Origin of the sequence: Microbacterium helvum (assembly GCF_014779795.1) — a bacterium.
Lineage (GTDB): Bacteria > Actinomycetota > Actinomycetes > Actinomycetales > Microbacteriaceae > Microbacterium > Microbacterium helvum.
In genome coordinates, this window is record NZ_JACXZS010000001.1 from 256,739 (window position 1) to 271,227 (window position 14,489).

The window sequence follows — 14,489 nt, forward strand, 5'->3', positions numbered from 1 at the left end:
AGTATGCGCCGAGGGGCCGATGCGCGGCCCCTCGGGTCAGGACTTGTTGTCGGATTTCTCGGGCGCGAACAGCATCCGAGCCAGGAGCAGCATCATGAGCGCGAATCCACCCACGAAGGCGACCGGCGCCCACCACCAGCCGACCGTGAACACCAGCACCGCGATGACGGCGAAGGTGACGAGCCAGATGGCGGCGGTGTAGACGCCGAATCGTGCGGCGGTGTCGGGCTCGCGCTCGAACCGGTTGGGCGGGGTGGCCGCGGCGAGCTGACGAGTCCAGGCCTTGTGGCGGTTGGTCTGCGTCGCGCCGAGGAACGAGAACAGGATGATGGATGCGATCACGCCCAGCGCCGCGAACACGATGCCCCACATCGGCATCGACCCGAATGCGACGAGGGCGACGAAGCCCAGACCGAAGGCGCCGAGCAGCGTCGCGAGGAAGTACCCGGCCGCCCGGTTCTGCGGCATCGGGTGGTTCGTGGTGGTCTCTTGCGAGAGCGAGTCGCCGACGAGGAGTGCGAGGCCCGTCGACGCCATGCCGAACAGCCCGATCTGGGTGCCGAGCGGGAGCGGGAGGACGCCGCTCGCGCCGAGGATCGCCAGCGTGATCCCGACGACCGCCGCGATCGACCACACCACGGCCCGCACCACGAAGCCGGGCTTCGGGCGCACGCGATGGCGTTGCATGAGCGCGACATACGGGTCGGTGGGGCGGCGGGATGCGGCATCCCCCACTCGATCGTCTGCCGTCTCTTCGAGAAGCGCACGGACGTCGCCGAGCTCGGCGATCGCCTGCTGCGCGGCGTCGCCCGGCGCGACGCCGGCCGCCTCGAGCTCGTCGGCGCGGGCCATCAGATTGGCACGGACCTCTTCTTTCAGATCCTGGGCGTCGGGCGTCATGTCGACGCCGTGAAAGGCCTCGTCGAGAAGGCGATGGATGTCGGTGTTCACTTCTGGCTCTCTTTCACGTCGAGCAGTTCGTCGATGATGCGGCGCGTCGCGGTCCACGCCGCGACGTTGCCGCGGAAGACCGCACGGCCGGCGTCGGTGATCCGGTAGTACTTGCGGCGGCCGCCCTGGGACTCGTCGCCCCAGTAGGACTCGACCAGTCCGTCCTTCTCGAGGCGGCGGTAGGTGGCGTACAGCGTCGCCTCTTTGATCTCGTAGTCGCCGCCGGTCGCGTCGCGGATCGCCTTGTAGATCTCGAAGCCGTACGCGTCGCCGCGCCGCAGCACGCCGAGCACGATCGTGTCGGTGTGCCCGCGCAGCAGGTCGGCCGCGAACGCGTCGTCTTGTGTCATGTCAAGTACTGTATCACATCAAGTACTCGTCGGTATCAAGTACTTTGCCAGACCGATATCATCCGATCGGCTATCGACGTCGAGCCGACCCGGCGATGCGGCGGGCACGCACGCCGCGCAGAATCGAAGGACTCCCGACTCGAAGGACCGTCATGCGCCGCTCCCCGCTCCTGCTCGCCATCGCCGCCGGCCTCACCGTCGCGTTGGCAGCGTGCACGGCGCAGAATCCGGATGCCGGCGGTCCCGCCCCGTCCGGCGGCGCGAGTTCTCCGGCGCCCGAGCCCGAGCTCGCGCCGCTCGATGACGACCTGATCGACGCCGCCTGGGCGAACGACGTCCCCCGGGCGGCCGAGCTCATCGCCGCAGGCGCCGATGTCGACGCCCAGGACCGCACGCAGCAGTCGGCGTACCTCATCGCGACGAGCGAGGGCTACCTCGACCTGCTGCGCCTCACGCTCGACCACGGCGCGAGCATCGACGACAAGGACAGCTGGAACGGCACCGGGCTCATCCGGGCGGCCGAGCGCGGGCACGGCTACGTCGTGGGCGCGCTGCTGCAGGCGGGGATCGACCGCGACCACGTCAACCGCATCGGCTACCAGGCGATCCACGAGTCGATCTGGCTGGGCGACGACACGCTGGAGTATCACACGACGGTGCGGGCGCTGGTCGCCGGCGGGGTCGAACTCGACCGGCCGTCGGGCTCCGAGGGCCTCACACCGCTGCAGATGGCTGGGGAGCGCGAGTTCCCGACGGCGGTGCAGACGCTCACCACCGCGCTGTCATCGGCCGCGCCGGCCGATCCCGATGAGGCCCTGCTCGCCGCCGCGCAGAGCGGAGACGCGGATGCCGCGGCCCTCGCGCTCCGCGCCGGCGCCGACCTGGAGGTGCGCGACGCCGAGTTGCAGCGCACGCCCCTCATGCACGCGGTGATGGAGGACCACGTCTCGGTCGCGCAGCTGCTGGTCGCGATGGGCGCCGATCCCGACGCGTTCGACTACCGTCAGGACACCCCGTGGGTCATGACCGGTGTCACCGGCAGCGTCGCGATGCTCGAGGCGCTCCTGCCCGGGCAGCCCGACCTGTCGATCCCCAATCGCCGCGGCGGCACGCCGGCCCATCCCGCCGCCGAGCGCGGACACGTCGAGTACATCCGTCGCGTCGTCCAGGTACCGGGCGTCGACCTCGACCGCGTCAACCTCAACGGCTGGACCGCCCTCTTGGAGGCAGTCGTCTTCGGCGACGGCGGGGCGGACCAGCAGGAGATCGTGCGACTGCTGCTCGCCGCGGGCGCAGACCCCGGCATCCGTGACGCCGCCGGCCTGACGGCGCGCGAAGAGGCCGAGCGCCGCGGCTTCCCCGAGCTGGCCACCCTGCTGCCCGACTGACGGGCTGACGGCGAAACCGGTCAGCTCGCCGCGAGCCGCGCCTTCTCGGCGGCGACGTCGAACGTCGCCGCGGGCCAGTGCGGGTCGATGGACTCCAGCGCCTCCAGCAGCAGGTGCTGCACCGCCAGGCGCGCGTACCACTTGCGGTCGGCGGGCACCACGTACCACGGCGCGTGATCGGTCGAGGTGCGCTCGAACACCGTCTGGTACGCGGCCATGTACGACGGCCACAGCTCGCGCTCGTCGACGTCGCCGGGGTTGTACTTCCAGTGCTTGTCGGCGCGGTCGAGCCGCTCCATGAGCCGCTCCTTCTGCTCGTCCGGCGAGATGTGCAGCATGACCTTGACGATGCGCGTCCCCGACTCCGACACGCGCTTCTCGAACTCGTTGATCGCCCCGTAGCGGCGCTCGATCTCTTCGGCCGGCGCGAGCGAGCGCACCCGCCCGATCAGCACGTCCTCGTAGTGCGAGCGATCGAACACGCCGATGAGCCCCGGCTCGGGCAGGCGCTTCTCGATGCGCCACAGGAAGTCGTGCTCCAGCTCTTCGGGCGTCGGCTTCTTGAAGGCGGCGAGCGCGATGCCCTGCGGGTCGGTCGACCCGACGACGTGTCGGATGATGCCGCCCTTGCCCGCGGAGTCCATGGCCTGCAGCACCAGCAGCACCGAGGCATCCGTCGCGTCGACGCGGCTCTGCGCGAACAGGCGCTCCTGATACTCGTCGAGCTGCGCGGCGCCGGATTTCAGGTCCTCGGCGGCCGCGTGCTTGTCGTGCTCGTATCCGGGGGTGGAACGGGGGTCGACGTCGGCGAGGACGAATCCTCCACCGACGCGCAGGAGCTCGGCGACGTCGCCGCTCCAGTGCTTCTGACTCAAGGCGATCATGCGCCCATCATGGCGTGCTTCGGGATGCTGCACGCGCAACGGCTCCAGTTCGGTGTTGCGGCGCACCAGATCTGTGGCGCCTCGACAGCGAAGTGCAGCCCTTCGCCAGGAGGTGGTGGATGCCGGCGCTCAGCGCTCGAGCGGAACCTCGATGAGCTGGCGGCCGCCCACGGGCGACGTGAGCGCCTGGTCGAGCGCGGATCGGGTCGTGACGCGACGGTACTCCCACCCGTAGGCGAGAGCGAGCTGCTCCAGCCGCACCGTGTGCGGCGTGTAGAGCACGCGGTCCATCGCCTCGGCACCCGCAACGGCGGCCACCTCGAGCCCGTCGAAGATCGTGCCGCCGCCGTCGTTCCCCACGATGAGCTGGAGGCGGGGCTCATCCTCGTGCGGCGGCAGCAGCAGCGCGCCGACATCATGCAGCACCGCCAGGTCGCCGAGCAGCACGCGGGTGACGCCTGCCCCGGCGCCGGACTGGCTCGCCAGGGCGATGCCGGTCGCGGTGGCGATGGTGCCGTCGATCCCCGCCAGGCCGCGGTTGGAGTGCACCGGCACCTTCTTGCCGGGCAGCACCTCGTCGGCCACGCGCACGAGCCGCGACGACCCGAACACGAGCCGGTCGTGCGGCCACGTCGCGCGCCACACCGCATCCACCAGTGCGACACGATCCAGCGGCGCGCGGATCACCTGCAGCTCGGCGGCGATCGCCCCGAGCCGTTCGGCGGGTTCGGCCGACGACAGGCCGTCGGCGTCGGGCGCCGGCGGCGTGAGGTCGACGGCCGCGGCACGGGAGGCCAGCATCCATTCGCCGAGCCAGGCGCGGTCGGGGTCGCCGGTGGCGACGGCGATGCGGTCGACGGCGATCGTGGCACCGTTGAGGTTGAGCGGCTCGCCCGGACCCCGCACCGCGATCACCTCGACGTCGGGGGCGGTCAGCAGCCGTGCGGCCTCGCGGCTGAGCGTCGGGTGTCCCAGCACGATGACCCGCTCGATCCGGCCGCCCAGGCCGGGCTCGCGCAGCAGGGTGCGGTAGCCGTGGACGAGCTGCCTGCCGAAGCGCGCGCCGCTGACGATCTCGGCGATGAGCGGCCACCCGCCGGCGTGCGCCAGCTCCTCTGCGTCGGGGCCGGCGTCGGCGCCCGCGAGCACGACGGTGCACGGGCCGCGTTCGAGCACGAACGGTGCGTCCTCGGGCTCGGTCGGGACGTCGGACTCGCCGATCCCTCCCCCGCCCTGGTACAGGGCTCCGGACGGCTCGTCCTCGGGCTCGGCGTCGGCCGGCGGCCCGTCGGGGTCGGGCGCCGTGTACAGCTCGGCCGCCGGAACCCCGAGCCACGACGGCAGGGAGCCGGCCAGCGGCTCGCGGTACGGCAGGTTCAGGTGCACGGGCCCGGGCGACCAGGTTCCCTCGCCGAGAGCCGCCGCGAAGGCCGCCTCCGCCACCGAGCGCAGCATCGCGCTCTGCTCGTGCGCGCCGTCCGGGTCGACCGCCTCGGGCACGGGCAGGTCGGCCTCGAATCGCACGGTGGGGGCGAACATCCCCGGCTGGCGAGTGGTCTGGTTGGCGCCGACGCCCCGCAGCTCGGGCGGACGGTCCGCGGTCAGCAGCAGCAGAGGCACTCCCGCGTGATGGGCCTCGAGCGCGGCCGGCAGCAGGTTGGCGACCGCCGTGCCGGACGTGCACACCACGGCCGCCGGCATCCCCGACTCCCGTCCGATGCCGAGCGCGGTGAAGCCGGCGACGCGCTCATCGAGCCGCACATGCAGGCCGATCGCGCCGCGACGTTCGAACTCCGCGGCGACCAGAGCGAGGGCCTGCGAGCGCGACCCGGGACTCACCACGACGTGGCGCACGCCGAGCTCGACGAGGCGGCCCAGCAGCGCCGCCGCCGCATCGGTCGCGGGCGCGGCTCTTCTCGCGCGCTCGGCGCTGTGCGGGTCGGTCACGTCAGCCGATGGCTCCGCGCTGACCACGGGCGTCGTCGTCGCCGTCGGCGGGGCGGGCAGGCGGCGTCGCCGGCGGAGTGCCGCCCGTCGCGGCGGCACCAGGGGTGGCACCGGCTGCGGGATCCTCGGATGCCGCCGGCCGGGCCGGACGGTTCCACTTCGGGTCGTCGTCCTCGGAGTCCAGCGCCGCGAGCTCTTCCTCCAGGCGACGGATGCGCTCATCCTGGTCGCTGATGGGGCCCAGCGTGCCGAGGAACTCGGGGTCGTCGTCAGGAGCACGACGCAGCACCGCGACCGAGCCGCGAGCGCGACCCACCGCCAGCCACAGGATGCCGCCCAGCACAGGCAGCAGCACGACGATGAGCACCCAGACGGGCTTGCTCACACCGCGGTGACGGATCGGAGGCTGGATGGCACAGTCGACGATGGTGAAGACCCAGAACACTGTCGCCACCAGGGCCAGAATGAGCAGCCCACGAGCCATGGCTCCATCCTAGGCTGGCGCGGCCGATCACGGGCGCCGGAGGGCCGCTCCGTGACGCAAACGTAGGATGGACGGGTGAAAGCACGCTCCGCCATCGTCTACTCGGTTCTGCGACTGCTGGCGTTCCTCGTGCCTTTCGGCATCATGATGCTGTTCCCGATCATGCGCGAGTACTACTGGCTCTCGGCGATCTTCGCGGCCCTCATCGGGCTGAGCCTGTCGATGCTGTTCCTGCGCAAGCCGCTCGACGACGTCACGACCGGCCTCGCCGACCGCCGCGCCAAGTCTCGCGCGGCGGCGAGCGACGAAGAGGCTGAGGACGCGGCCGCCGACGCCGCCGGCACCGACTCTCCCGAGGCTCCCAAGGCCTGAGGCCCCGGACGGGTCTTCGGGGCGAGTGGATACCGGGCCCGGCATCCACTCGCGCCTTCTTCGCGACTCCGAATATCGGACGATCGCGCCGTTTCCGGAGTCTTGGCGCCCGCGAGCTCCGGAAAACGCGCAGAACTCCGATATTCGGAGCGCCGTGAGCGGCGTGCGAACGGTGCGACGACGGGATGCCGGGCGCCCGGCATCCCGATCACGCAGGTGTCAGCCGATGAAGGCCCACATGAGGAAGGCGCCGTAGGCGACGGACGTCAGCGACGTGAGGCCGAGGGCGACGACGAGCTCGCGAGGATCGCGGTAGGTCCAGACGATGAGCATCGCCGGAAGGCCCGCGAGCAGTGCGAGGAGGGTCAGCCACGCGATCGGGTAGCCGATCCAGGCGAGGAACACCGCGATGAGGAACGCGATCACGAGGAACACCGTGAACAGCACCTGCGTCGCACGGCGGCCGATCAGCACCGTGAGGGTCTTCTTGCCGGCCTTGCGGTCCTGGTCGATGTCGCGCAGGTTGTTCGCGAGCAGCACGGCGCACGCGATGAGGCCCGCGCCGACCGCGCCGAACCAGGCCTCCTGGGGCAGGGCGAGCGCCTGCACCCACGTGGTGCCGAGGGTTGCGACCAGGCCGAAGAACACGAAGACGAAGAGCTCGCCGAGGCCGTAGTACCCGTAGGGGCGCTTGCCGCCGGTGTAGAACCAGGCCGCGATGATGCACACCGCGCCGACGGCGATGAGCCACCACTGCTGCGTGCGGATCGTGATGGCGAGCCCCGCCAGCGCCGCGATCGCGAAGAACGCCAGCGCGACGATCAGCACCGTGCGCGGCTTGGCGCGGCGGCTGGCGGTCAGCCGCGACGGGCCGACCCGGAAGTCGTCGGTGCCGCGGATGCCGTCGCTGTAGTCGTTCGCGTAGTTGACGCCGATCTGCAGCGACACCGACACGATGAGGCAGAACAGCGCGATCACCCAGTGGAACACGTCCGCCACGATGATCGCGGCACCCGTGCCGATCAGGATCGGGGTGATCGCGAGCGGCAGCGTGCGCAGGCGCGCAGCGCCGATCCAGTCGCGCGCCGTCGCCTTCTCGACGTGCGCGGGGTCGCGCGAGACGTGCGACTTCTGCGGGTTGCCGCGCGGGTGCTGCTTCTTCGGGCCCGCGGTCTTGCGCTTCTTGCTCGGGGTTCCTGCCACGAGAGCACATCATAGGGCTCCGGTTTGTGTCAGCCGCGGCATCCACTCCTCTCGTTCCTCGATTGAGGACGTGGGCCGGGATGCGGACTGTGGGGCGGTGTGTCGGCCCTCAGCCCGGCAATCCTCCTCAATTGAGGAGCGCCGCCGCTCCGCCCCCTGCGAGCGTCAACCCCCTGGCCGGCCAGGCGGCGCGCGTCGCAGGATGGTCGGCATGCTGAGCATCGGATCCATCGTCCTGACCGTCGAAGACATCGGCCGCGCCGGCGACTTCTGGCGAGAGGCTCTCGGGTACGTCAACAGGAGTGAGCCGAGCGAGGACTGGGTGATCCTCGACCCGCCGGGCAAGGCGCACTGGGCGGCGCCGGGCGCCAGCCTCGCCTTGTCGGTCACGGGCTATCCGCAGCACTATCCGCCCCGCATCCACCTCGACCTCTATGCCGAGGATCAGGCGGCCGAGATCGAGCGCCTGCTCGCGCTCGGCGCCCGCGAGGTCGACTGGGACCATTACCCCGAGGGCGCGGACTGGGTCGTGCTCGAAGACACCGAGGGCAACCGGTTCTGCGTGGTGCAGACAGGCCCGTACCCGCAGCCCTGAGCCCCGAGGGACACGGGCCGCGTGCGCTGAGCGCTGACGGGCGCACTGCGGTGTCGGCGATGGGTGAGACGCCGCAGAGATGCACGAGCCGCCGCACGATGGTGTCGGCTTTGCGGCGTCTCGTGACGCACTGCGGCATCTCAGCGAAGCGCGGGCCCGGACGCGAGTCAGCGTGCGGCGTCTCGCGCCGGCGGGCGGCGCCTCGCACGCGCGACCGGGGCGCGTCAGTGCAGGGCGGCGACCGCGCGGCGGATGGCCTCGCGGTCGGGCTTGCCCGAAGGCAGGGTCGCGAGCTCGTCCACCAGCACCAGGCGAGCGGGCCGCGCGTGCGGTCCGATCTCGGCCTGCACCGCCGCCCGCGCCTCGTCGAGCTGCACGGCCTCGCTCCGGCGCAGCGCCTCGCCGCGCGACGCGACGATGACGGATGCCTCACCCCAGCGCTCGTCCGGAACACCCACGACGACGGCGGTGTCGAGGCCGGGCACCGACCGCACGATGCGCTCGACCCGGTCCAGCGAGATGTTGACCCCGCCTGAGACGATCACGTTGTCGATGCGGCCACGGATGCGCAGCACGCCGTCCTCGAACAGGCCGGCATCGCCCGTGCGGTACCACCTGCGACCGTCGGGCTCGCGGAGGAAGACCGCGTCGGTGAGCTCGCGGTCCCCCAGGTAGCCGTCGGCGAGCGTCGGCCCCGACACCTGGACCTCCCCGCGCTCGATGCGCACCTGGACGCCCCGCAGCGGCACCCCGTCGTACACACATCCGCCGCTGGTCTCGGTGGACCCGTACGTCCGGGCGATGCGGACTCCCGCCGCCTCTGCGCGTTCGAATGTCGCAGCGGGCAACGCCTGACCCCCGATGAGGATGCGCTCGAACGAACGCAGTGCGGCGAGGGTCCGCGCGTCGTGGTCCGCGGCATCGAGGAGCTTCGACAGCTGCGCCGGTACCAGAGAGGTGTACGTCGGCACACGTTCGCCGCCCACGGACGACGCCATCGTGAGCGCCGCCGCGGTGAAGCTCTGCGGGGTGAACGCGCCCGAGAGGATCGCGGGCTCGCGGTCGGCGACCAGCGAGCGGACGAGCACCTGGAGTCCCGCGACGTAGCTCGCCGGCAGGGCCAGCAGCCACGCGCCGTCGCCGATGCGGTCGGCCGTCGACAGCGCGCTCGCTGTGAGCGCGTCACGGCTGAGCACCACGCTCTTGGGCACGCCCGTCGAGCCCGAGGTGGTGACCACGACCGCCGTGCCCGGCCGCACCTCCGGCGGGAACCCGTCGACCATGCCGAGGCCCAGCGCGGGGCCGGCGCCGTGCAGTGCGCCGCGGAGCGCCCGCAGGATCTCACGCGGGTCGTCGCCGACGACGGGTTCGAGCTTCATCGCACCTTCCCGGTCAATAGTGCCAGGGGTAGGGCGACCAGTCGGGATCGCGCTTCTCGAGGAACGAGTCCCGCCCCTCGACCGCCTCGTCGGTGCCGTACGCCAACCGGGTCGCCTCGCCCGCGAACACCTGCTGCCCGACCATGCCGTCGTCCACCGCGTTGAAGGCGAACTTCAGCATGCGGATCGCGGTCGGCGACTTCGTGAGGATCGTCCGGGCCATCGCCACCGCCTCCGCCTCCAGCGAGGCGTGCGGCACGACCCGGTTGACGGCGCCCATCTCGTACGCGCGGTGCGCCGAGTACTCCTCGGCGAGGAAGAACACCTCACGCGCGAACTTCTGCCCGATCTGCCGCGCGAAGTAGGCGGAGCCGTAGCCGGCGTCGAACGAGCCCACATCGGCGTCGGTCTGCTTGAAGCGGCCGTGCTCGGCCGAGGCGATCGACAGGTCGCACACGACGTGCAGCGAGTGCCCGCCGCCGGCAGCCCAGCCCGGGATCACGGCGATCACGACCTTCGGCATGAACCGGATGAGCCGCTGCACCTCGAGGATGTGCAGGCGCCCGGCGCGGGCCTGGGCGTCGGCGCCGGGCGACGCCTCGGAGTCCGAGTACTTGTACCCGTCGCGGCCGCGGATGCGCTGGTCGCCGCCCGAGCAGAACGCCCAGCCGCCGTCCTTGGGACTGGGGCCGTTGCCGGTGAGCAGCACGACGCCGATGCGGGGGTCCTGTCGTGCGATGTCGAGCGCACGGTAGAGCTCGTCGACGGTATGCGGCCGGAACGCGTTGCGCACCTCGGGCCGGTCGAACGCGATGCGTGCGATGCGGCCGTCGCTCGAAACATGGGACGTGATGTCGGTGTAGCCGCCGTCGGGAGCACCGGCCGCCGGCATCCACAGATCTTCGTCGAACAGTTCCGAAACGCTCACCGCCCCAGCCTACGGCGGGCCGACGGCGCACGTCATACGGGCGTCATGCGGAACCGGACAGTGGATACCGCCGACTACCCTTGATCGGTGACCTCGACTCTTCGCACCCTGGCCATGGCCGCGGCGTCCGCCGCACTGCTGCTCACCCTCGCCGCCTGCTCGACTCCGGCGCCCGACCCGACGCCGACCGACGCCGCGACCGGCGACCAGAACGCGGTCGTCGCCGTGAAGACCCCGTGCGAAGGCGACGAGGGTGTCACCGTCGTCGTCGACGCGAGCGCACTCGGCGACGCGGACGACGTGTCGGCCACCTGGTGCGTCAGCACGGACGAGGCGATCGTCGCGGCGGACGCGTTCCTCGCCGCGGACGTCACCACCGAGGGCACCGACCAGTACGGCGACCAGGTCGTGTGCCGCGTCAACGGCGTCCCCGCCGAGGACGAGGCGCTCCCCGCCGAGGACGGCTCGGACTACTTCGAGAAGTGCGAGTCGATGCCCGCCGCGTTCGCGTACTGGTCGCTGTGGGTGAAGCCCGCCGACGGCGAGTGGGCGTATGCGCAGGAGGGCCCGGCCACCCAGCAGCTCGAGCCCGGCGAGTCCGTCGAGCTGCTGTTCACCCTCAACGGCGAACCCGCCGCGCCCGCGTCATGATCCTCCGGCCCGGGCCCCTGCGGGCGGCGGCGGTTCTCGCCGCCGGCTTCGTGGGCGCCCGGGTCGTGTACCGAGTCCTGTTCCACGGAGCCGACGGCTCCGGACAGGTCCTGCTGCCACTGCCCGAGGTGCGCCTCGCGCCGCCGTTCGCCCACGTCGTGCTGCTCGGTCCCGTCACGACGGACGGACTCGTGGATGCCGCGGCCAGCGCACTCCCGATCGCCCTGGCGATCCTCGCCTTCGGGGTGCTGAACTCTCTCGTCGACCTGCACCGGGTGTTCGCGCGGGCGTCACGGCGCGGACCGCTGCGCGGTGTCGCGCGAGCCCTGGCGATCGCGTGGGCGACGCTCCCCTCCCTCGCGGACGGCGCGCGCGCCGTGCGGTTCGCGCAGCGGCTGCGCGGCGAGCGCGGGGGCGTGCGGCTGCTGCTTCCCGTGCTGCAGCGCACGCTCGAGCGGGCCGGGCACGTCGCCGCCGCCCTCGAGCTGCGCGGCTTCGCCGGGCGCGGGCTCGACGGCGACTGCCTCGCACCGGTCGAGGCGCACGGCGTGTCGGCCGGCTTCGGGACGGACGCCGCGCCCTCTCCCTCACAGGGCTCCATGCAGCGCGGGGCGATGCCGGCAGAGGACGCGAGCGGCATCCGCCTTCCGTCCTTCTTCGCCCTCGAGGCCGGGACGCTCACCCTCGTGTCCGGCGCCACCGGGTCGGGCAAGTCGACACTCCTGCGGGCGATCGCGGGGCTCCACACGCACACCGACGGCGGCTGGATGACGGGATCCCTGCGGGTCGTCGGGCACGACCGCGCGGAGGTGCCCCCGCGAGACCTCTCGCAGCGCGTCGGGGTCGTGCTGCAGCATCCGCGCGAGGCGTTCGCGACCGAACGCGTGCGCGACGAGATCGGCCTGACGCTCGAGCTGCGCGGCGTCGCCCGCGTGATCGTCGAGGCCCGGGTCGCCGAGGTCGCCGAACGCGTCGGCATCACGCGCCTGCTCGATCGCCCGACGCGCGGGCTGTCCGCCGGCGAGGCGACGCTCGTGGCGATCGCCGCGGCCATCGTCGAGCAGCCGATCCTGCTGCTCGTCGACGAGCCCCTCGCCGACCTCGACGCCGCCGCCCGGGTGCGGATCTCGGACCTGCTGGGCGCGCTCGCGCACGAGGCCGGCATGTGCGTGGTCGTGGCCGAGCACCGGGTTGATGCCCTCGCGGCCGTCGCCGACGAGGTGCTGCGGATCGACGGCGGGGTGGTGGCCCGGGTTGCAGTGGCTGTGGCCGGTGCGCATGCCGAGGCTGGGGCATCCGTCCCCTCCGCCGTTGGGCCGAAACCGCAAGACAGCACCGTGGCCGGGGCCGTCTCGGTGCGGTCGTGCGGTCTCGGCGCCCCGGCCGACGCCGCGCGCCCCACGGTGCTGCGGGCACGCGGCGTGACGGTGCGGCACGGCGAGGTCACCGCCGTCGCGGGCGCCGACCTCGAACTGCGGGCCGGTGAGATCGTCGCGCTCACCGGTCCCAACGGCGCGGGCAAGTCGAGTCTGCTCGCCGCGCTGGCGCTGCCCGCGCGCGGCATGGAAATCTGGGCGGCCGGGCGGGTGGCGCTGGTTCCGGATGCCTCGGACGACCTGTTCGTGTACGACACCGTCGCCGCCGAGTGCGCGCGGGCCGATCGCCGCGCCCGCCGCGCCGCTCATGGCATCGCCGCGCCCTCGGCGGTGCCGGCACCCCCACCCCGGGTTCATCCGTCACAGATGTACGCGGTTCCTGAGGTTTCACGTACATCTGTGACGGATGAACCGGGAGGAGGAGGCGGTCGACGGGACGGCGCGGCGGTGGAGGCGACGGCAACGGACGGAGCACCGACGGCGATGGGAGCGACGGGGGTGACGGCGGCGCGCTTCGCGGGGTTCCTCGGCCTCGACCCCGGCGGTCCGGTGTTCGCGGCGCGGCTGGCGCGGCATCCCCTCGACCTCTCCGCCGGCGAGCGGCGGTGCCTCGTGCTCGCGATCCAGCTCGCGACCAGCCCTGCCGTGGTGCTCGTCGACGAGCCGACGCGCGGCCTCGACCCCGCAGCCCGCGCCGTCGTGTGGACGGCGCTGATGTCGCTCGCCGACGAGGGCACCGCCGTGCTCGTCGCGTCGCACGAGCCCGAGATCGCCGCCCACGCCGACCGCGTGCTCGAGATGCGGGACGGGATGCCGGCGGCCCCGGCCCGGGCTGTGCCTCTGCCTGATGGCCCCGCGGCGGCGTTCATGCCTCAGTCCCCCGGATCACCGGACGCGCACGCACCGCGTCGATCCGGGGCTTACGGCACGCCCCCACAAGCGGGGCCTGAATTCCGGACGCCGCCGGCGACGGACGGCTCCGCGGCGGCACCTCCGGCCCCGGAGTCCTGGACGCCCGCGCCCCGGACGCCCGCGCCCCGCACACCGGCACTGCGGACACCACGGCCCCCTCGCACGGCGCGGCCGCCGGCATCCCGTCGTCCGCTGCTCCCGGTCGCGGCGCTCGTCCCGGCGAACCTCGTCGCCATCGGTGCTTTCTGCTGGCCGCTCGTCGCGACGGCCGTACCCGCGCAGGCGTACGCCGCCGTGCCGGTCGCGGCCCTCGCGCTCGCCCCGCTGGCGGTGCTCGTCGTGATCGCGACGCTGGACGGCACGGTGAGGTCGGCCCACATGCTGGCGCTTCTCGGCACGCTCGCCGCGATCGGCGCAGCGGTGCGCATCGCGAGTACCGGCGTCGGGGGCGTCGAGGCGGTGTTCGTGCTGCTGATCCTCGCCGGTCGCGCCTTCGGCGCACGGTTCGGGATGCTGCTCGGCATGGCGGCGATCGCCCTGTCGACCCTCGTGACCGGCACGTTCGGCCCCTGGACGCCGTTCCAGATGTTCGCCTGCGCGTGGGTGGGTGCGGGCGCGGGGCTCCTCCCCCGGCTCCGCTCGCACGCGGCCGAGATCGCGATGCTCGCGGTCTACGGTGTCGTCGCCTCGTACGCCTTCGGGCTCATCATGAACCTCTGGTACTGGCCGTTCGCCGTGGGCTACGGCACCGGCATCTCGTACGACGGCTCGGCGCCGCTGGGCGTCAACCTGTCGAGCTTCCTGCTGTACTCGCTGGTCACCTCGACGCTCAGCTGGGACACCCTGCGGGCGGTCACCACGGTCATCGGCCTGGTCGTCATCGGGCGTCCGGTGCTCGCCGCGCTCCGTCGCGCCAAGCCCCTGCAGCAGCCGCCGTGGACGGGCACGCCCGTCGGGCGCCGTGTCGCGGCGACGGCGCCTGCTCGCCGCTGAGACCGGGCTCGGTCCGCGCTGTCGAAATCGGCATCCGCGCCAGAACACAGCGACAGCGCATGACGGTTTCGACAGC

13 protein-coding genes are annotated in these 14,489 nt (G+C 72.5%); 5 read left to right on the top strand and 8 right to left on the bottom strand.

Going from position 1 to position 14,489, the window contains the following annotated elements:
* Positions 1-36 precede the first annotated feature (36 nt).
* Positions 37-951, bottom strand: a complete 915-nt coding sequence (locus IF188_RS01250) for a permease prefix domain 1-containing protein (RefSeq protein WP_191169960.1) — start codon at positions 949-951, stop codon at positions 37-39.
* Positions 948-1,301 (bottom strand): PadR family transcriptional regulator, encoded by a 354-nt coding sequence (locus IF188_RS01255; protein ID WP_191169961.1) that lies wholly within the window; start codon positions 1,299-1,301, stop codon positions 948-950. Before IF188_RS01255 ends, IF188_RS01250 begins: the two co-directional genes overlap by 4 nt.
* 152 nt (positions 1,302-1,453) lie before the next feature.
* Between IF188_RS01255 and IF188_RS01260 the strand changes: the two genes are divergently transcribed.
* Entirely contained in the window at positions 1,454-2,689 is a 1,236-nt protein-coding gene (locus IF188_RS01260; protein WP_191169962.1) for an ankyrin repeat domain-containing protein, read from the top strand.
* Between the two features lie 20 nt (positions 2,690-2,709).
* On the opposite strand, the gene IF188_RS01265 is transcribed toward IF188_RS01260, so the two are convergent.
* The 3 genes from IF188_RS01265 to IF188_RS01275 all read right to left on the bottom strand — a co-directional run bounded on the left by IF188_RS01265 (position 2,710) and on the right by IF188_RS01275 (position 6,004).
* Positions 2,710-3,573, bottom strand: coding sequence for a polyphosphate kinase 2 family protein (locus IF188_RS01265; RefSeq protein ID WP_191169963.1), 864 nt, complete (start codon positions 3,571-3,573; stop codon positions 2,710-2,712).
* A gap of 129 nt (positions 3,574-3,702) precedes the next feature.
* Positions 3,703-5,520, bottom strand: coding sequence for a 2-succinyl-5-enolpyruvyl-6-hydroxy-3-cyclohexene-1-carboxylic-acid synthase (gene menD, locus IF188_RS01270; RefSeq protein WP_191169964.1), 1,818 nt, complete (start codon positions 5,518-5,520; stop codon positions 3,703-3,705).
* A gap of 1 nt (position 5,521) precedes the next feature.
* The gene (locus IF188_RS01275) at positions 5,522-6,004 is read right to left on the bottom strand and encodes a PLDc N-terminal domain-containing protein (RefSeq protein ID WP_191169965.1); all 483 of its coding nucleotides are present in this window, start codon (positions 6,002-6,004) and stop codon (positions 5,522-5,524) included.
* A 75-nt stretch (positions 6,005-6,079) separates the two neighbouring features.
* Here IF188_RS01275 and IF188_RS01280 point away from each other — a divergent pair, with 75 nt between their 5' ends.
* Positions 6,080-6,376, top strand: coding sequence for a DUF4229 domain-containing protein (locus IF188_RS01280; protein WP_191169966.1), 297 nt, complete (start codon positions 6,080-6,082; stop codon positions 6,374-6,376).
* 219 nt (positions 6,377-6,595) lie between these two features.
* On the opposite strand, the gene IF188_RS01285 is transcribed toward IF188_RS01280, so the two are convergent.
* Positions 6,596-7,579, bottom strand: a complete 984-nt coding sequence (locus IF188_RS01285) for a 1,4-dihydroxy-2-naphthoate polyprenyltransferase (protein ID WP_191169967.1) — start codon at positions 7,577-7,579, stop codon at positions 6,596-6,598.
* 211 nt (positions 7,580-7,790) lie between these two features.
* On the opposite strand from IF188_RS01285, the gene IF188_RS01290 reads away from it, so the two are divergent.
* Positions 7,791-8,174 (top strand): VOC family protein, encoded by a 384-nt coding sequence (locus tag IF188_RS01290; RefSeq protein WP_191169968.1) that lies wholly within the window; start codon positions 7,791-7,793, stop codon positions 8,172-8,174.
* Positions 8,175-8,398: 224 nt separating this feature from the next.
* Here the strand turns inward: IF188_RS01290 and IF188_RS01295 are convergent, their stop codons facing one another.
* Together IF188_RS01295 and IF188_RS01300 are read right to left on the bottom strand one after the other, a co-directional pair.
* A complete protein-coding gene (locus IF188_RS01295) occupies positions 8,399-9,553 on the bottom strand; it encodes an AMP-binding protein (protein WP_191169969.1) in 1,155 nt (384 codons plus the stop codon).
* 13 nt (positions 9,554-9,566) lie between these two features.
* Entirely contained in the window at positions 9,567-10,481 is a 915-nt protein-coding gene (locus tag IF188_RS01300; protein WP_191169970.1) for a 1,4-dihydroxy-2-naphthoyl-CoA synthase, read from the bottom strand.
* Between the two features lie 87 nt (positions 10,482-10,568).
* Here IF188_RS01300 and IF188_RS01305 point away from each other — a divergent pair, with 87 nt between their 5' ends.
* Both IF188_RS01305 and IF188_RS01310 read left to right on the top strand, forming a co-directional pair.
* Positions 10,569-11,132: a hypothetical protein gene (locus tag IF188_RS01305; RefSeq protein WP_318152704.1), complete on the top strand. Its 564-nt coding sequence runs from the start codon at positions 10,569-10,571 to the stop codon at positions 11,130-11,132.
* Positions 11,129-14,413, top strand: coding sequence for an ATP-binding cassette domain-containing protein (locus IF188_RS01310; protein WP_191169971.1), 3,285 nt, complete (start codon positions 11,129-11,131; stop codon positions 14,411-14,413). Before IF188_RS01305 ends, IF188_RS01310 begins: the two co-directional genes overlap by 4 nt.
* Positions 14,414-14,489 lie beyond the last annotated feature (76 nt).